We start from the raw sequence: 16,714 nt of genomic DNA on the forward strand, positions 1-16,714 counted from the left end.
CGACGGCCTGAGCCGCACGGCCGGATCGACCGCCCGACGGCGGGCCGGAGCGCACCCGGCCCGCCGTCGGCGCCCCCGGAGGAGGAACGTCCATGGGTCCCGAACAGGTCGTCGCCGACGTCCTCGGCGACGGTCGCGCTGCTGCGCCGCAGCGAGGGTCGTCGGAGTGAACGCGCTCGCCACGCCTACGGAGATCGGTACCGGGCCCCTGTCGAGGTGGTCCGCGGCCGTGTACTGGGCGGTGATGATCGAGCTGCTGGTCGTGCTCACGATGCTGCCCGGGATCGTCGCGGTCCTGCTGCTCGACCGCAGCGCGTCGAACACGCCGCTCGTCGCGCTGTGCTTCGTCCCCGCCGGGCCGGCGCTCTCGGCGGCGGTGTACGCGTGGCGCGACTACCTGTCGGCGACGAGCGCGCAGCGTGACCTCGCGCCCGCGCGGCACTTCTGGCGCGGGTACCGCCTGAACTGGCTCGACGTGCTGCGGTGGTGGGTGCCCACGCTCGCGGTCCTCGCGCTGCTCGGCGTCAACGTGCAGCACGCGGGGTCGACCGTCGGTCAGCCCTGGGCGTTCGCGTCGCTCGTGATCGCCACGGGCGTGCTCGTGTGGGCGATCACCGCGCTGGTGCTGACCTCGCTGCTCGCGTTCCGGACGCGCGACGTCGTGCGGCTCGCGGTCTACTACGTCGGCGCCAAGCCCGTCATGACGCTCGGCAACCTGGCTGTCGTGCTCGTCGGGACGGCGATCGCGCTCCTGGTCTCCGACCGCCTGCTCCTGCTGCTCGCCTCGCTCGTCGTCGCGTACCTGGTCCGCAACGGCGAGTCGATGGTCGAGGACGCCACCGCCCGCTTCGTCGCCCCGTCGGCGGACGCGACGCCCACCGCCTGAGCGACACGGACCGATCTCCTCAGGGGATGACGCGGTTCTGAGGGTCGGGGATCCCGGACTTGCGCCAGAAGTAGGTGTTGATCTGGTCGCGCCACTCGGCGGCGGAGCGGACCTGCTCGTCGAGCCGTGCCGCGACGCGGTCGAACACCTCGTCGGGGACGACGCCGCGCACGTCACGCCACGTGTCACGCATGCGCTGGGTGGCTGCGGCGCCCTCGACGTGCGTGTCGTAGACGTGCTGCACCACGGTCGAGCCCGAGTGCAGGACGTGCGTGTACGGCACGTGGTGGAAGAACAGCAGCAGCTCGTCGGGACACGTCTCGAGCGACTCGTAGACGTCGCGCCACGGCGCGGGGTACTGGCCGGTGAAGCCCGTGCCCGTCGCGCGCGTGCGGTCGACGCCGATCCCGTCGCGGTCGGCGAAGTGGTACGTGCCCCACGGCGTGTACTCGTAGCCGTCGACGTCGGGGCCGTAGTGGTGCCCGGGCCGGACCATGAAGCCGATGCCGAGCGGCGCGGTGTAGCTCTCGTACACGTGCCACGAGTCGTCCAGGAGTGCGTGCACGGTGCGGGCGACCGCGGGGCCCGCCTGCGGGAACGTGCGGGCGGCCCACTCGTCGAGCAGGTCCGACGGGTCGAGCGTGGGGTCCCACGTCAGGCGCCCGTAGGCGTAGAGGTTGGCCTGCGCGAGCGGGTGGCCGGTCCAGAACGGGTCGTCGCCGACGTTGGCGACCGCGACGAGCCCGCCGGGGAGGGCGTCCGTGCCGCGCACGACGTCGGCCACCGTGCGGGCGTCGGTCTCGGCAGCGTCGGCGCCGCCGACGGGACCCCACGGGCGGAAGTCGAGCGCCTCGCGCCACAAGGGAGCGAGGTAGCAGACGTGCTGCTGCTGACCCGTGTACTCCTGCGTGACCTGCAGCTCCATCGCCAGGCGCGTGTGCGGCATCGCGGCGAGCAGCGGGGACAGCGGCTCGCGGACCTGGAAGTCGACCGGGCCGAGCTTGACCTGCAGCACCGCGTTGTCGTCGAACTGGCCGTCGAGCGGCGTGAAGTGGTCGTACGCCGCGCGCGCCCGGTCCGTGCCGCGGTCGCGCCAGTCCTGCCGGTGGTCGTAGACGAACGCGCGCCAGAACACGGTCCCGCCGTGGGGTGCGAGCGCACGACCGAGCAGGTTCGCGCCGTCGGCGTGCGTGCGCCCGTACGCGAACGGGCCGGGCCGGCCCTCGGAGTCGGCCTTGACGACGACGCCGCCGAAGTCGGGGATCGTCGCGTACACGTCCGCGAACGCGCGCTCCCACCAGGCGCGCACGTCGTCGTCCAGGGGGTCGGACGTGTCCAGCGCGCCCGACGTGATCGGCGCGGCGAAGTCCACCGCGAGGTACGTGCTGATGCCCGCCGCCCGGAAGATGGTCGCCAGCCGCGCGACCTGGTCGATCCCGGTGGTGAGCAGCGCGGACTCGCGCGCGTGCACGTTGACGTTGTTGAGGCACACGGCGTTGATGCCGGTGTGCGCGAGCAGGCGCGCGTAGTGCTCGACGCGCGTGAGGTCGTCGCGCACCCGCCCGTCGGCGAACCACAGCGACGCGCCGGCGTACCCGCGTTCGACCGGGCCCATCGGGCTGTCCGCCGCGAGGTTGTCCCAGTGGTCGAGCATGCGCACGGCCTGGGCGGGGACGTGCACGGCGAGGTCGCCGGCGGCCTCGCCGGACGTGTCGCCGCCCGTGCGCACCAGGTGGTGCCAGCCGGCGAGCAGACCGCGGGGCTGGGCCGCGACGACGACGAGCGCGCCCTCGTCGCGGGTGACCACGAACCCCTGCGCACCGAGCGTGCCCGCCAGGCCCGGACGCTCGGCGAGGGCGATCGCGTGCTCGGCCGCCGTCCGCAGACGCGGCGCCGCACCCGGACCCGCGGCCGCGAGCGCGTCCGCGGCGAGCGCGAGCGTGACCGGCGCGCTCGTCGTCGTCCCGCGTGCCACCTGCGCGGCGCGGGCGACCTCCGCGCGCACGGTCGTGAGCACGGGGTCGTCGCCCGTCGCGAGCAGCCGGACGCCGCGCGTGCCGAGGGGCCGCAGCGCCTCGTCCGGGAGCCACGCGGCGTGCCACCCCGGCGCACTCGTCGTGCTGCTCGTCGTGCTGGTCGTGCCGCCGGTCGTCGTGCCGGCCGTGGTCGGGTCGGTCACCAGTCGTGCACCGTCCCGTCGTGCAGGCGCGTGGTCGGCAGGTACGCCGGCTCGTACGGGAAGGCTGCCGCGGCCTCGTCGTCGTAGTCGACGCCCAGCCCGACGCTCTCGCCCGGGTGCAGGTAGCCGCCGGTGAACGTGCAGCTCGTGCGGAACACCTCCAGCGTGTGCGCGCTGTGCGGCATGAGCTCCTGGATGCCGAAGTTGTGGATCGCCAGGCCCAGGTGCAGCGCGGCGGCCATGCCGACGGGGGAGATGTCGGTCGGCCCGTGGAACCCGGTGCGGACCTGGTACATCGCGGCCTGGTCGGCGATCTTGCGCAGGGCCGTGATGCCGCCGGTGTGCGTGACCGAGCCGCGCACGTAGTCGATCAGCTGCTCGCGCAGGAGCGTCTGGTAGTCCCACGCCGTGTTGAAGACCTCGCCGATCGCGAGCGGCGTGGTGGTGTGCTGCCGGACGAGGCGCAGCGCCTCCTGGTTCTCGGCGGGCGTGCAGTCCTCGAGCCAGAACAGGTCGTAGGGCTCGAGCGACTTGCCGAGCTTGGCCGCCTCGATGGGGCGCATCCGGTGGTGACCGTCGTGCAGCAGCGGGAGGCCGGGGCCGAACTCGGCGCGCACGGCCTCGAACACCGTGGGGATGTGGCGCAGGTAGGCGCGCGTGTCCCAGTCCTCCTCGACGGGCAGGGGGACGCGCTGCGCGGGTTCGTAGTCGTAGCGGCCGCCCGTGGACGTCGGCTGGCTCGCGACCCCGTAGACCGTGCGTACCCCCGGCACGGAGGTCTGCACGCGGATCGATCGGAAGCCCTCGTCGAGGTGGCGCCGCACGGAGTCGAGCAGCTCGGGCACGTCGCGCCCCGAGGCGTGCCCGTACGCCATGAGCCCGGCGCGGCTGGCGCCGCCGAGGAGCTGGTAGAGCGGCATGCCGGCGCGCTTGGCCTTGATGTCCCACAGCGCGACGTCGACCGCGGCGATCGCCGCCATCGTCACCGGGCCGCGGCGCCAGTACGCCGAGCGGTACAGGAACTGCCAGGTGTCCTCGATGCGCTGCGCGTCGCGGCCGAGCAGCAGGGGGACCACGTGGTCGGCGAGGTAGCTCGCGACGGCGAGCTCGCGACCGTTGAGCGTCGCGTCGCCCAGACCGACGAGGCCGTCGCCGGTCGTGAGGCGCAGCGTGACGAAGTTGCGGTCGGGGCTCGCCACCAGGACCTCGGCGCGCGCGATCGCATCGCGTTCGGCAGGCTCGGGGACGGCGATCGGCAGGGCGAGCGGCGTGGTGCTCACGGTGGGTCTCCTCGCAGGGGCGGCGCCGGTGCCGCCCGATTGTGACCCTGTGACGATAACCAGCGGTTTCACCCCTTGGCAACCGTTTGCGCATAGTTGCCTTCGCGGCGTCGACAGGCGAGGATTGGCGCGGACCGACGCCCCCCACGTCCTCGCCCGGAGGCACCCGATGGCAGAACGAGCAGCGACCCTCCGCGATGTCGCGGAGCGTAGCGGCGTCGCCGTCTCGACCGCCTCGCGAGCCCTCACCAAGCCGGGTCGCGTCAGCGAGGCCACCGCGCAGCGCGTCCTCGACGCCGCCCGCGAGCTCGGGTACTCGGCATCCGCCGCGGGCCGTGCGCTCAGCTCGGGCCGCACCTGGACCGTCGCGCTCGTCGTCCCCGACATCGCCAACCCGTTCTTCTTCGGCGTCATCCGCGGGACGCAGTCGCGGCTGCGCGAGGGCGGGTACGCGCACGTGCTGGTCGACACCGAGGAGTCCGTCGAGGCGGAGGAGCGCACGCTGCGCTCGTTCCGGCGTTCCGTCGACGGCGTGATCCTCGCCGCCTCGCGGCTCGACGACGAGAGCCTGGTGGCCTGGTCCGCGGACGTCCCGATGGTCACCCTGAATCGCGCGTTCCCCGCGCTGACCTGCCCGAGCGTCGTCATCGACACGCCCGGCGGGGCCGTGCAGGCGCTCGAGCACCTGACCTCGCTCGGCCACCGCCGCATCGCCTACGCCGGCGGTCCACGCACGTCGTGGTCCGACGGTCGCCGCCGCGCCGCGCTCACCTCCGCCGCCGACCGCCTCGGCGTCGAGGTCGTCGTCCTCGGCCCCTACGCGCCGCAGCGCGAGGCCGGCTCGGCCGCCGCGGACGCGGTCGTCCAGTCCGGCGTCACCGCGGTGCTCGCGTTCAACGACCTGCTCGCCTTCGGGATCCTCGAGCGCCTCGAGAGCCGGGGTGTGCGCGTGCCCGACGAGGTGAGCGTCGTCGGCTGCGACGACGTGTTCGGCGCGGACCTGGTCCGCCCGTCGCTCACGACCGTGCGCGCCCCGCTCGAGAAGGCCGGTCACCACGCGGCGGACCTGCTGCTCGCGTCGCTCGACCCGGTCCACCCCCGCATCGGCGCCCCGGTCGAGCTGCCCACGCACCTCGTCGTCCGCGAGTCCTCGGGCCCCGCCCGGTCCTGACCCCTGCGTCCGCGGGGCACCGCCCTCGCGACGAGCAGCCGCGACGTCCGACGACGACCTCGGCCCCCCACCGGGCACCGGGTGCCGGTGGGAGGCCGAGGTCGTCGGGCTCGTCGCGGTCAGGGGCCGGTCGCCGTCATGGCAGGTCGGGGTCCGTGCCCTGGTAGAACTCGCCGATGACCGTCTCGCCGTCGGACTCGTACACCGGGATGACGCGCACCGTGCCCGTGGTGTCCGCCGCCCGGGCGGCGGCGTCCGCGGGGCTGGCCGGGGTGTCCTGGGCGAGGTCGGTCGCGTAGACGTAGCCGCTGCGGCCGTTGGTGGCCTCGACCGCCACCAGGTCCGGCTCGCCGGCGTCCGAGCCGAGGACGCCGTACGTGTCGCCGTTCGCGTTGACGCCCAGCGTGGTCGCCTCACGGTGGCTGTAGGTGAACACGCCCTCCCAGCGCAGGGTGCTGGAGGCGTCGATCGTCGTCGTCCCCGAACCGGTCACCGGCAGCGCGTAGGTGGTGACCTCGCCGGCGCCGCACGTCACGCTGCTGCCGTCCGCGAACCCGACGTCGCCCTGCGTGAGGCACGTGATCTGGAGCTCGACGTGGGTCGCGTCGGACGGCTGTGCACCCAGGTCGACGACCTGAGGGCCGGTCGCGGCGACGACCACGGGGTCGGCGACGTCGTCGACCCGGTCGCTGCCGGGCAGCAGGCCGAGGCCGGCGGCTGCGGCCGTCGCACCGCCGAGGACGACCGCGAACCCGGCGCCGCCCGCGAACCAGCGCACCGCGTGGCGGCGTGCGGGGGCCTGCGTGCGGGCGTGGGCGGACTGGCTGACGTGCTCGACGAGCGCGGAGCGCAGCGCGGCGGTGTAGGCGTCGCGGGTGTCGGGCGTGACGGTCATGGTGCGACCTCCTCGAGGGTCGGTTGGGGGAGGGCCGCGCGCAGGCGGGCGCGGGCCCGGTGGAGACGGGACTTGGCGGCGGGCACGCTCACCCCGACCGCCTCGGCGGCGTCGGCGAGCGGCAGGCCGTCGAGCACGACGAGCGCGACGAGCCGGCGGTCGGTCGCCGACAGGCCTCGCAGGCCCGCGACGAGACGCGGGTCGGCCTGGCGGTCGAGCACGTCGTCGGCGACGTCGCGTGCGTCGTCGGGGCGTGGCAGCCGCGAGAGGAACGCCTCGTAGCGGCGCGTGCTGCGGGCGGCGTTGCGTGCGAGGTTCGTCGTGGTGACGAGCAGCCACGGCAGCACCGAGCCGCGCACCAGACGCACGCTCGCGCGACGGCGCCACAGCTCGAGGAATGCGCTCGCGGCGACGTCGTCGACGTCGGCCGCAGCGACCACGAGCCGTGCCGCGTGCCGCCGGACGCGTGCGTGGTGGCGGTCGAACAGCAGCCCGAAGGCGGCTCCGTCACCTGCGCACGCCGCGTGCCACGCGGTCGTGTCGTCGATCGGTTCCTCGCTCACACCTCGAAGTGTCCGGACGCGGCCGTGCGGTTGCACGCACCACGCCCGCGACCGGTGGGGCGAGCTCCGGCGGCTCCTGCGGCGGACGGCTCAGGCGGTACGGGGACGCGCGCGTGCCGACCAGTCGGCCCAGCTGCGTGAGATCGCCCGGACGTCGTCGATCTCGAGCGCACCGGGCAGCGGGCCGGTGTCCGGGCCGGCGCGCAGGCCGTCGAGCAGGATCGTCGCGTAGCGACGGTAGGCGTCCGGGGCGACGTCGGTCGCGTGCTTGGCCAGCTCGGTGACCATCCACAGGATCATGGGCACGTCCTGGCTCGTCGCGCCGTCGCGCAGGTCGCCCTCCTCGTGGGCGCGCACGAACAGCGCGTCCGCGACGTCGGCGACGCTCCGTGCGACGTCGGGCAGGAGCTCGTCGTGGCCGCCCAGGGCGGCGTCGCGCACGCCCATGTTCTCCACCAGCAGGTCGGTCATGTGCGTGACGAGCAGCACGAGGCCGTCCCACGCGCGGGGTGCGGCCGTGGCGTCGTCGGCGACCGCGAGGACGTCCTGCAGCGGGACCTCGAGAGCAGCGTCGAGCAGCTCCGCGCGGTCGGCGAACCGGCGGTACACGGTTCCGACGCCGACCCCGGCGCGGTGCGCGACCTCGTTGAAACCGACGCCCAGTCCGTGCTCGGCGTACAGCTCGCGGGCGGCCGCGACGATGCGCTCACGGTTGCGCTCGGCGTCGCGGCGCAACGGGGCGCGCGGGGCCTGGCGGCTCGCCTGGGACTCCTCGGTCATGCGCACAGGGTAGCCCTCAAGCGGATACCTGAGATCAACTTCACAGGACGACGACGGCCACAACCGGATGAGCCCCATCAACTTTCGGCCTACGATGCCCGAGGACCGATGCGGCGACCAGCCGTGCGTGGCGACGAGCCGGCGGAGCCGGCGGGAGGACACCCCCTCATGGCGGAGATGCTCTATCGGCTCGGCAAGTTCGCGGCGCACCGCGCGTGGCTCGTCATCGGCGCCTGGCTCGCCGCGCTCGGGCTCGCCGTCGGCGCGTTCCTGACCTTCGGCGGCACGCTCACCGAGGCCATCGAGATCCCCGGGACGCCCACCGCGGAGGTCACCGACCGTCTCGCCGAGGAGCTTCCCGCCGCGAGCGGCGCGACGGGTCGCGTCGTGTTCGTCAGCACGGACGGCTCCGCGCTCACCGACGAGCAGCAGGCCGGCATCGGCGACGCGCTCGCGCAGGTCGCCGAGATCGACGGCGTCGTGATGGTGAACGACCCGTTCGCCACCGAGGCGCAGCGCGCCGAGCAGGCGGCAAAGGTCGCCGAGGGCGAGAAGCAGGTGACCGACGGGCGCGCGCAGCTCGACGCGGGTCAGCAGCAGCTCGACGACGGCCAGGCGCAGCTCGACGCCGGCCGCGCGCAGCTCGACGCCGCGCAGGCACAGCTCGACGCGACCGTCGCCGCCGTCGGCCAGAACCCCCAGACCGAGGCCGGCCAGGCCGAGCTCGACGCCCAGAAGGCCGCGCTCGACGCGCAGCAGGCCGAGATCGACGCGCAGCAGGCGACGATCGACCAGAACCGCGCGCAGCTCGAGGCGCAGGCCCCGCAGCTCGCCGACGCCCGCGCCCTGCTCGACATGGCGTCCGAGATCCGCTTCGTCTCCGGCGACGGCTCGACCGCGGTCGGCACGGTCTCGTTCGAGCTCCCGCAGCACGAGATCCCCGACGCGACGAAGGAGGCCGTCGAGTCCGCGATCACGGCCGCGACCCCCGAGGGCGTCACGGCCGACTTCTCGGCCGAGATCGCGCAGGGCTCCATCTCGCTGGGCGGCACCGCTGAGGCGGTCGGCGTCCTCGTCGCCGGGATCGTGCTCGTCGTCATGCTCGGCACGTTCGTCGCCGCCGGCCTGCCGCTGCTCAACGCGCTCGTCGGCGTGGGTGTGGCTGCCGCGGCCTCGATGGCGTTCTCCGGCGCGGTCCAGATGACCTCGGTGACCCCGGTGCTCGGCGCGATGCTCGGCCTGGCCGTCGGCATCGACTACACGTTGTTCATCCTCAACCGGCACCGGCGTCAGCTGAAGATGGGCATGGACGTGCACGAGTCCGTCGGGCTCGCGAACGGCACGTCCGGCAACGCGGTGGTGTTCGCGGGCACGACCGTGCTCATCGCGCTGCTGGGGCTCAACCTCACCGGCATCGGCTTCCTGGGCCTCATGGGCACCGTCGCCGCGTTCAGCATCCTCGTCGCGGTGCTGGTCGCGATCACGCTCACGCCCGCGATGCTCGGACTGCTCGGCCGCCGGATCCTGCCCAAGAAGCACCGCGACGAGACCACGGCGCCGGTCGCGCACGAGCCGGCCAAGCCCATCGGCAACGGCCGTGCCTGGATCTCGATCGTCGCGGGCATCGGCGTGCTCGTCGTCATCGCACTGCCCGCGCTGTCGATGCGCCTCGGCCTGCCGACCGGTGCGTCCGAGCCGGTCGAGTCCACGCAGTACCGCGCCTACACCGCGGTCTCGAAGGCGTTCGGCGCGGGCGTCAACGGCCCGCTCGTCGTCGTGGCGGACGTGCCCGAGCCCGTGAGCGAGGACGAGCTCGTGTCCGTCCAGGCGCGCATCGGCGGCCAGCTCATGGAGCAGACCGACGTCGTCGCCGTCGCCCCCGTGGGCACCAACGACGAGCGCGACATGCTCGTCTTCCAGGTCGTCCCGGCCAACGGCCCCGACAGCGAGACGACCACCGAGCTCGTCCACACGCTGCGCGCGTTGGCCGTCGACGGCGGCGAGGGCACCTTCGCCGTGGCCGGCAACGCGAGCGCGGACATCGACATCTCCGAGAAGCTCGCCGACGCGCTGCCCGTCTACCTCGCGGTCGTCATCGGCCTGTCGATCTTCATCCTCATCGCGGTGTTCCGCTCGTTCCTCGTGCCGATCGTCGCGACCGGCGGCTTCGTGCTCTCGCTGTTCGCGGCGATGGGTGGCGTGACGGCGGTCTACCAGTGGGGCTGGTTCGCGGACGTGTTCGGCGTCTCGAACCCGGGCCCGGTCCTCAGCTTCCTGCCGACGCTGCTCGTCGGGATCCTGTTCGGCCTGGCGATGGACTACCAGCTGTTCCTGACCTCGGGCATGCGCGAGGCGTACGCGCACGGCATCCCCGCGCGCAACGCGGTCATGGAGGGCCTGCACGCGGGCCGGGCCGTCGTCACCGCGGCCGGGATCATCATGATCTCGGTGTTCGGCGGGTTCATCTTCTCCCACCTCGCCGTCATCCGACCGCTCGGCTTCGCGCTCGCGTTCGGCGTGCTGCTCGACGCGTTCGTCGTGCGCATGCTGATCATGCCCGCGGTCCTGCACCTCGCCGGTGACAAGGCCTGGTGGCTGCCGAGCTGGATCGACCGCGTCATGCCGGACGTCGACGTCGAGGGCGCCAAGCTCGAGCGCCGCCACCCGGGCATCCCCGGCGGCACCCCGACCCCGGAGCCCACCCCGACCGCCTGACCTCCGGCAGGTGGGGAGCTGAGTCGGTCCGCTGTGCCGCTGCGGCGGCTGGGCGGTCGGTGGTGCGGTCACGAACCTGTGGAAGTCCAAGGTCCAGCACACCCAGGCCTTCTCGTGGAACTCGTTGGCCACCGACATGGTCGTCGGCGGGGTCTTGGGTGCTGCGGGTGGCGTGATCGGCAAGGCCGTCGCCCCGATCGCCAAGACCCTCGCCGCGTCCGTCTCGAACAGTGTGCGCACGGCAACCGCCAAGGCCGGCGGTGCGGTCGCTTCCGCGGCCAGGAAGGCGGGCGACGCGGTCAAGACAGTCGCCAAGCGCGCCACCAGCACCGCCCGCTCGGCGGGGTCGAAGGCGGCCTCGTCCGCTGACGACGCGCTCGAGGGTGGCGCGTGTGCGTTGATGTCGTTCGCGGCGGACACACGCGTGCTGCTTGCTGACGGCACGACGAAGCCGATCGCCGAGATCGAGGTAGGCGACGAGGTCCTGGCCGCCGACCCGGTCGACGGGACACAAGCCGGGAAGCCCGTCGAGGCCGTTCACGTGCACGACGACGCACTGGTCGACCTGGTCGTGGACGGCGCGGTCCTGCGGACCTCCGAGGACTACCCGTTCTGGTCCGTCACCGACCAGCAGTTCGAACGCGCCGATCACCTGACACCGGGCGAGGAAGTCCTGACGGCGACCGGCACGACCGCCACCATCGACGGCCTGGACGTGGCCAACAGCCGCTACGCCCCGGCCCACAACCTCACCATCACCGATCTGCACACGTACTACGTGCTCGCCGGCAACACCGCTACCCTCGTCCACAACTGCGGCCAGGCCGCAGAAGCAGCAGGCGGAGGTGCGAGGTCCGTCGTCGCCTCGACCGACGTCGTCACGACCCCCTCAGCGATGGACGGCCTGACGGCGAGCCAAGTCGACGACCTGGCCAGAAACGCCGGCTACGAAGTCTTGCCGGGCAGGGCGGGCGCCGCGAATCCTGCGACGCGCTACTACGCACCGGGCACCAACCGCTCCGTTGGGTTCCGCGTTCTGCCCGAGGGAGTTACGGGGCAGTCAGGGGTGAAAGCCGGGCCCTACCTACGCTTCTTCGGCGGGCCGAACGCGGGCCAGCGAATCCCCCTGGAGGCACTATGACCGGCCTGACACCACTGCACGAAGCGCTGCTGGAACTCGGGCTCGAAGACTGGATCCCTCTTCCCGAGATCCTCGACACGCCGGAGGTACGCCCGCTTGTCGAGGAAGGGAAAGCGGTCGGTCTCGTCTCCCGCGCGCTGGCCGACCTCTTGGCGCAGGACCGGATCCAGGTGTGGTTCGGGCAGTGGTCGGCGGACCCGAGCCCTGCACCTCGTGAGTTGGCTGAGGAGCTGCTGCTCGACGAGCGCCGGTACTCCTTCGGCGCCGAGGATGCGGGGCTGAACCGGGTGTACTTCGTGAACGTCGCGAACTTCCGTGCCGAGTAGAGAGCGTCTGTCGACGACGTGTTGAGGCCGACCCGCTGACGTCGGGACTGCTGCAGGGTCGGTTGACACCGGGCGAGTGGTGATCATGCCGCAAGGGCGGCGTTCTGAGCGGTGAATGCGAGCTCGAACTCGACCGGGGTGAGCTTGCCGAGGACGCGCTGGCGCCGGCGACGGTTGTAGGTCCGCTCGACCCAGAACACGATCGCGTCGCGCAGCTCGTCGCGGGTCGCCCAGCAGTGACGGTTGAGGACGTTCTTCTGGAGCAGCGCGTTCCAGGACTCCATGGCGGCGTTATCGCCCGCGGACGCGACCCGACCCATCGATCCCTGCAGACCGGCAGCGGTCAGCACCGCCCGGAAGCTCCGGGCTCGAAACTGCGAGCCTCGGTCCGAGTGCACCACCACGACACCGGTTGGCTGACGGCGGGCGACCGCGGTGCGCAGCGCGGTGACGGCGAGCTGGGCGGTCATCCGCTCGTCGATCGAGTAGCCGACGATCCGGTTGCTGAACAGGTCCTTGATCGCGCAGCAGTAGAGCTTGCCCTCGGCGGTGGGGTGCTCGGTGATGTCGGTGACCCAGACCTGGTCCGGCTCGGCGGCGGCGAAGTTGCGTTGGACGTGGTCGTCGTGGACCGCTGGCCCCGGCGACTTGCCGTTGCCGCGCCGGCCCTTGCGCACGGTCGTCGACCACAGCCTCTGCTGCGAGCACAGCCGCCAGACGCGACGCTCGCCGACGTCGTGCCCGGCGCGCTCGAGCTCGTCGGTCAGGAACCGGTAGCCGAACTCCGGGTCGTCGCCATGGGCGTCGAGCAACGCGTTGGTCAGATAGGCGTCCTGCAGCTCCCGGGCGCCGACGGGCTGCGCGAGCCAGGCGTAGTACGCCTGCCTCGAGTGGCCGAGCACCCCGCAGGTCAACCGCACCGGGATGCCCTCGGCGGCCAGGTCACGGACCAGCGGGTAGCTCATTTTGGGAGCGAGCCGGCGGCGAAGTAGGCCGCGGCGCGGCGCAGGATCTCGTTCTCCATCTCCAACCGGCGCTTCTCCCGCCGCAACTGGACCAGCTCGTTCTGCTCGCTGGTGGTCTTGCCGTCCACGACGCCGTCGTCGATGTCGGCCTGGCGGATCCAGCGCCGCACCGACTCGATGGAGATGTCGAAGTCGGCCGCGACCTCGGCGTGGCTCAGATCGCCACGACGGGCAACCCGCACGACGTCACGCTTGAACTCAGGCGGGAACTTCTTGGGCACAGCGACATCCTTCCAGCGGGACCTCGTCCCACAGATGGAGTGTCAACCAGCCCTGCAGCAGTCCCGATGTGGTTCCGTACTCGCCTCAAGCCGCGTCCCGGAACCTACTCGGCCAAGCGGGTGAGGGCTTCGCGACGACGCCAGGCGGACGTACCGTCAGCGCACACGCAGCGGACCGCATCGTCAACGGGGCGGCCGGGCGCGGGCCGACAGCTCTCTCGCGCGTCGACGACATCCTCGATAGCCCGACCGCTCTCCGCTACGATCCACTGCGCGACACTGTCCGTGTCAGTCAGGGGAAGAGCTTCGTGGTGGTCCGCGGTTCAGGATCGGGCCAGCACATCGTCACGGTGATGGTTCCGTGAACCCGACATCGAGATTCGAGGCGGCCGCACAGCGTGTGCTGCAGGGGGACGAGTCACGCCAGGCGGCGAGCCTTCTCGAAGGTGTGGTACTCGACGACTACCTCGGCGACGAGCGTCTCGAAGAACTCGTCTACATGCTCTCCATGTACGCGCCGGGGGCGGGTGCACCCTACTGCGGCCCGAAGGAACTGCGCGAGGTCGTTGAGCGGGCTCTGAGTGCCCTCCGCCATCCCTCGGAAGAACGTGAACACGGGTGCGGGCGGCAGTGAGCCTCGAGGGGTGAAGGGCCCTGTGCAGCGAGCTTCGCTGGCGCGGCTCGCTGCCGCCGTGGCCTGTGTCCCCGCCGCCGCGGTGGGCATGTGACGAGGACCCCGTTGGCTCGTTGACACTTCCCTGAGCCGTCGAGTGAACCGCCCCGGTTCCGATGGAGTCTCTCAACCCACGGAGGATGAGAGTCACGGCAGCACCGATGAACTACCCGGACGAGATGCGGAAGCGCGCGACGAGGATGGCGGTCGACCTGTGCCGATCGGGGTCAGCTCAGTGCTGTGGGAGGGCTGGGCTCCAGCGACGGTAGTCATGGCGGAGAGTGATGGTTGGTGCGGGCGGTGTGTGGGTCTCGTCGGGTGGGAGGACGTCGTCCCACAGGACGAGGAAGGTGCCGCGGTGGCGGTGGCGTAGCCAGCGGGCGAGCAGGGCGGGGGAGTTCTCGTCGGTGCGTTCGTAGCCGAGGAACGAGGATCCGGTGCGTGGGCTCACGAGCAGGCCGTGCAGGCGTGGTGCGGCCAGGACGCCGTCGAGGGGTCCGTCGAGGACGAGTCGCACGTCGACGACGAAGCCGAGGGCGCGGCCGTCGGCGTCGTGCACGGGTGCGTCGAGCAGGTCACTCAGGAGCATGACGGCCTCCGGGGATCCGGCCGATGACATGGTCGCGCAGCCACCGCTCGACCCACAGGACGTCGAGTCCGTCGCCGCGGATGCCGAGCCGCACGACGGTGCCGACGTCGGCGACGTGCCGCCAGGCGACGCGGTGCCACCGGTCGCGCGGCGGGCGGCCGCCGAAGATGCGTGTGGCGAGCACGGGTCCGCTGAGGAGGTGGACGACCGTCGTGAGGCCGTCGGCGTCGGTCTCGAGCTCGAGGTCGTCGATCGTCATGACCGGGGTGCCCTCCACGTCGTCGAGCTGACGGTCGAGCAGGTGCAGGCGTGCGTCGAGCACGAGCCCGGCCGGCTGCGGCGGGTCGGGCAGCTGCTCGTCGGGCGGGAAGGGGCGCTCGTGGCGCCGCAGCCGTGGGCTCATCCGCCTGCTCCTGTCGCGATCATCAGGGGGATCGCCGCCAGGGACGCGGCGACGATGATGACGAGGTAGACCAGGCCGAGCGCGTTCGTCGTGCGGCCGTTGACGTGCTCACCCATGTACTCGCGGTCGTTCGCGACGACGAGGATCGGCAGGTACGTCAGCGGCAGCGCGATCGCGGAGAAGACCACCGAGTACTCGGTGACCGCGATCGGGTCGACGTTCGTGAGCAGCACCAGGGTGCCGACGAGCACCGCGACGAGCATCGCGGTGTGGAACCGCGTGGCCTGCGCGGGGCGGTGGAACTTGCCCCACGACCAGCCGAAGTACTGCGCGAGCGTGTAGCCGGTGGACAGCGCGGTCTCGAGCGCGGCACCGAACGTCGCGGCCACGATGCCGAGGATCACCAGCGCGAGCAGGAGCTTGCCGCCGGCCATCGCGACGGGCAGCGTGATCTGGGACAGCGAGGTCACGTCGATCGCGCGCGGCAGGAAGACGACGGCCGCGCACCCGGCGATCGCGATGGACAGCAGACCGCCGAGCGGGAACCCGACGACGACGTTGACGCGGGACTGCTTGATGTCCTTCGCGGTCCACTTCTCCTCACGGGCCCCGGAGGAGAAGAAGAACACCTCGTACGGCGTCATCGCCGCCCCGAACAGCGCGATCGCGTAGTACCAGTACGTCGGCACGCCCTCGCCCTCGACCACGCGTGGGTGCACGGCCTGGTCGACGAGCTCGCCCCAGTCCGGGCCGAGCTGGAACAGCGCGACGGCGAAGACGACGAGCGTGAGCCCGAGCAGCCCGGCCACGTTCTCGAGCACCGAGAACTTCACGCGCCACAGCACGAGCCACACGGCCAGCCCCGCGAACGGGATCCACAGCCGCCGCTCGACGCTGCTCGCGAGCTCGAGCGCGAGCGCGATGCCGCCGATCTCCGCGGTCAGCGTCAGGACCGTGACGAGGAACGACGCGACCAGGTTCGCGCCGCCCACGCGGGGACCGAGGCGCTCGCGGATGATCTCGAATGTCGCGCGGCCGCTCACCGCGGCGACCCGTCCGGACATCTGCGCGAACAGGCAGATCCCGACGACGCCCACGACGACGACCCACACGAGCGACATGCCGAACCGCGCGCCGACGACGGCGTTGGTCACCAGGTCGCCGATGTCGACGAACCCGCCGATCGCCGTGAGGACACCGAGGGCGACCGCGAAGATCTTCTTCATCCGCCGAGCTCCGCGGTGACGGACTCGATCGCGTCGGCGGCCGCACGCAGCGCCTCGTCGACCTGTGCAGCGGTGCTGGGGGAGACCCCGTTGACCCACGAGCGAGCGTCGGCCACCGCGCGGGTCGCGTCCGCGACGGCGGTCAGCGCGCGGTCGCGCGCGTCGTGCTCGGACTGCACGGGCACGTCGAGCGCGAGTCGGTCGTGCGCGCCGCCGACGTCCTGCAGGGCGTCGCGCAGCGTGACGTCCGCGACGGGCGTCGTCGTCCGGTCGTCGTCGACCAGCCGGACGACGAGGGTGGCGACCTCGACACCCGAGGCGGCCTCGTCGAGCGCGGCCGTGAGGTTCTCGGCCGCGCGGTCGTCGGCCGACGACGGCCCGGACGCGCAGCCGGCAAGCACCAGCACGACCGAGGCGACGCCGACCGCGACCGGGGAAGGTCCAGAGCGCGGTCGCATGGGTGCATCGTCTGCTGCCACGTGCGGAACCGCACCTGGAAGGACCGGTACGCCGCGACGAGCCGCGCACTCCGCGCGGCGCGGTCTCATGCGGCAAGACGGCGCCGCGACCTGGTTGACACCTCGGATGCGCTCCGGTGTCGTTCGGCGCGGGTGCTCCGCCGTATGGCTCGGCGGGCGGGG

The 16,714-nt window shown here is 72.4% G+C and carries 16 protein-coding genes; 6 read left to right on the forward strand and 10 right to left on the reverse strand.

Translation table 11 applies throughout. The annotated features are described in order from the left end of the window. The first annotated feature begins 166 nt into the window (after window positions 1-166). Complete coding sequence (locus CPE01_RS03855; protein ID WP_222592864.1) at window positions 167-886, forward strand: DUF624 domain-containing protein; 720 nt, start codon at window positions 167-169, stop codon at window positions 884-886. Between the two features lie 19 nt (window positions 887-905). Here the strand turns inward: CPE01_RS03855 and CPE01_RS03860 are convergent, their stop codons facing one another. Both CPE01_RS03860 and manD read right to left on the reverse strand, forming a co-directional pair. Continuing rightward, window positions 906-3,065, reverse strand: a complete 2,160-nt coding sequence (locus CPE01_RS03860; protein ID WP_146805329.1) for an alpha-glucuronidase — start codon at window positions 3,063-3,065, stop codon at window positions 906-908. Beyond that, entirely contained in the window at window positions 3,062-4,345 is a 1,284-nt protein-coding gene (gene manD, locus CPE01_RS03865; protein ID WP_371861978.1) for a D-mannonate dehydratase ManD, read from the reverse strand. The genes CPE01_RS03860 and manD overlap by 4 nt, the downstream gene beginning before the upstream one ends. A gap of 169 nt (window positions 4,346-4,514) precedes the next feature. On the opposite strand from manD, the gene CPE01_RS03870 reads away from it, so the two are divergent. Further along, window positions 4,515-5,516, forward strand: coding sequence for a LacI family DNA-binding transcriptional regulator (locus CPE01_RS03870; RefSeq protein WP_146805330.1), 1,002 nt, complete (start codon window positions 4,515-4,517; stop codon window positions 5,514-5,516). A 136-nt stretch (window positions 5,517-5,652) separates the two neighbouring features. On the opposite strand, the gene CPE01_RS03875 is transcribed toward CPE01_RS03870, so the two are convergent. The 3 genes from CPE01_RS03875 to CPE01_RS03885 form a co-directional block, all read right to left on the reverse strand. Further along, window positions 5,653-6,411 (reverse strand): hypothetical protein, encoded by a 759-nt coding sequence (locus CPE01_RS03875; RefSeq protein WP_146805331.1) that lies wholly within the window; start codon window positions 6,409-6,411, stop codon window positions 5,653-5,655. After that, the gene (locus CPE01_RS03880) at window positions 6,408-6,974 is read right to left on the reverse strand and encodes an RNA polymerase sigma factor (RefSeq protein WP_246783722.1); all 567 of its coding nucleotides are present in this window, start codon (window positions 6,972-6,974) and stop codon (window positions 6,408-6,410) included. Before CPE01_RS03880 ends, CPE01_RS03875 begins: the two co-directional genes overlap by 4 nt. A gap of 90 nt (window positions 6,975-7,064) precedes the next feature. Next, window positions 7,065-7,754 carry a TetR/AcrR family transcriptional regulator gene (locus tag CPE01_RS03885; RefSeq protein WP_186811399.1) on the reverse strand — a complete coding sequence of 230 codons (690 nt, stop codon included), beginning with the start codon at window positions 7,752-7,754 and terminating at the stop codon, window positions 7,065-7,067. A 168-nt stretch (window positions 7,755-7,922) separates the two neighbouring features. Here CPE01_RS03885 and CPE01_RS03890 point away from each other — a divergent pair, with 168 nt between their 5' ends. The 3 genes from CPE01_RS03890 to CPE01_RS03900 all read left to right on the forward strand — a co-directional run bounded on the left by CPE01_RS03890 (window position 7,923) and on the right by CPE01_RS03900 (window position 11,936). After that, window positions 7,923-10,469, forward strand: coding sequence for an MMPL family transporter (locus tag CPE01_RS03890; RefSeq protein ID WP_146805334.1), 2,547 nt, complete (start codon window positions 7,923-7,925; stop codon window positions 10,467-10,469). 124 nt (window positions 10,470-10,593) lie between these two features. Then, a complete protein-coding gene (locus tag CPE01_RS03895; protein ID WP_146805335.1) occupies window positions 10,594-11,610 on the forward strand; it encodes a Hint domain-containing protein in 1,017 nt (338 codons plus the stop codon). Beyond that, entirely contained in the window at window positions 11,607-11,936 is a 330-nt protein-coding gene (locus CPE01_RS03900; RefSeq protein ID WP_146805336.1) for a hypothetical protein, read from the forward strand. Before CPE01_RS03895 ends, CPE01_RS03900 begins: the two co-directional genes overlap by 4 nt. A gap of 83 nt (window positions 11,937-12,019) precedes the next feature. Here CPE01_RS03900 and CPE01_RS03905 read toward each other — a convergent pair. Further along, window positions 12,020-13,182, reverse strand: a protein-coding gene (locus tag CPE01_RS03905) for an IS3 family transposase (RefSeq protein ID WP_246783723.1) whose coding sequence is annotated in 2 segments (ribosomal slippage) — window positions 12,020-12,921 and window positions 12,921-13,182 — 1,164 coding nt in all. Because the reading frame shifts where the segments join, the coding sequence is not laid out codon by codon here. A 361-nt stretch (window positions 13,183-13,543) separates the two neighbouring features. Between CPE01_RS03905 and CPE01_RS03910 the strand changes: the two genes are divergently transcribed. Further along, on the forward strand, window positions 13,544-13,816 hold the full coding sequence (locus CPE01_RS03910) for a hypothetical protein (RefSeq protein WP_146805337.1): 273 nt from the start codon (window positions 13,544-13,546) through the stop codon (window positions 13,814-13,816). Window positions 13,817-14,087: 271 nt separating this feature from the next. Here CPE01_RS03910 and CPE01_RS03915 read toward each other — a convergent pair whose 3' ends face one another. From CPE01_RS03915 to CPE01_RS03930, 4 genes are read right to left on the reverse strand one after another with little or no spacing between them, the layout of a single operon-like run. Beyond that, window positions 14,088-14,444 (reverse strand): PRC-barrel domain-containing protein, encoded by a 357-nt coding sequence (locus CPE01_RS03915; protein ID WP_146805338.1) that lies wholly within the window; start codon window positions 14,442-14,444, stop codon window positions 14,088-14,090. Beyond that, window positions 14,431-14,847, reverse strand: coding sequence for a hypothetical protein (locus CPE01_RS03920; protein ID WP_246783724.1), 417 nt, complete (start codon window positions 14,845-14,847; stop codon window positions 14,431-14,433). Before CPE01_RS03920 ends, CPE01_RS03915 begins: the two co-directional genes overlap by 14 nt. Next, entirely contained in the window at window positions 14,844-16,073 is a 1,230-nt protein-coding gene (locus CPE01_RS03925; protein ID WP_146805339.1) for an NRAMP family divalent metal transporter, read from the reverse strand. The genes CPE01_RS03920 and CPE01_RS03925 overlap by 4 nt, the downstream gene beginning before the upstream one ends. Further along, entirely contained in the window at window positions 16,070-16,531 is a 462-nt protein-coding gene (locus tag CPE01_RS03930; protein ID WP_146805340.1) for a hypothetical protein, read from the reverse strand. Before CPE01_RS03930 ends, CPE01_RS03925 begins: the two co-directional genes overlap by 4 nt. Window positions 16,532-16,714: the final 183 nt, after the last annotated feature.

The sequence above is a fragment of the Cellulomonas persica genome (assembly GCF_007989825.1).
In the GTDB taxonomy this organism is placed as follows: Bacteria; Actinomycetota; Actinomycetes; order Actinomycetales; family Cellulomonadaceae; genus Cellulomonas; species Cellulomonas persica.

Excerpts from the sequence above, each read along its gene's own strand:
- CPE01_RS03930 (WP_146805340.1), bottom strand. The coding sequence starts at position 16,531 with ATGCGACCGCGCTCTGGACCTTCCCCGGTCGCGGTCGGCGTCGCCTCG.
- CPE01_RS03915 (WP_146805338.1), bottom strand. The coding sequence starts at position 14,444 with ATGCTCCTGAGTGACCTGCTCGACGCACCCGTGCACGACGCCGACGGC.
- CPE01_RS03900 (WP_146805336.1), top strand. The coding sequence starts at position 11,607 with ATGACCGGCCTGACACCACTGCACGAAGCGCTGCTGGAACTCGGGCTC.
- CPE01_RS03920 (WP_246783724.1), bottom strand. The coding sequence starts at position 14,847 with ATGAGCCCACGGCTGCGGCGCCACGAGCGCCCCTTCCCGCCCGACGAG.
- CPE01_RS03870 (WP_146805330.1), top strand. The coding sequence starts at position 4,515 with ATGGCAGAACGAGCAGCGACCCTCCGCGATGTCGCGGAGCGTAGCGGC.
- CPE01_RS03875 (WP_146805331.1), bottom strand. The coding sequence starts at position 6,411 with ATGACCGTCACGCCCGACACCCGCGACGCCTACACCGCCGCGCTGCGC.
- CPE01_RS03885 (WP_186811399.1), bottom strand. The coding sequence starts at position 7,754 with ATGACCGAGGAGTCCCAGGCGAGCCGCCAGGCCCCGCGCGCCCCGTTG.
- CPE01_RS03925 (WP_146805339.1), bottom strand. The coding sequence starts at position 16,073 with ATGAAGAAGATCTTCGCGGTCGCCCTCGGTGTCCTCACGGCGATCGGC.
- CPE01_RS03890 (WP_146805334.1), top strand. The coding sequence starts at position 7,923 with ATGGCGGAGATGCTCTATCGGCTCGGCAAGTTCGCGGCGCACCGCGCG.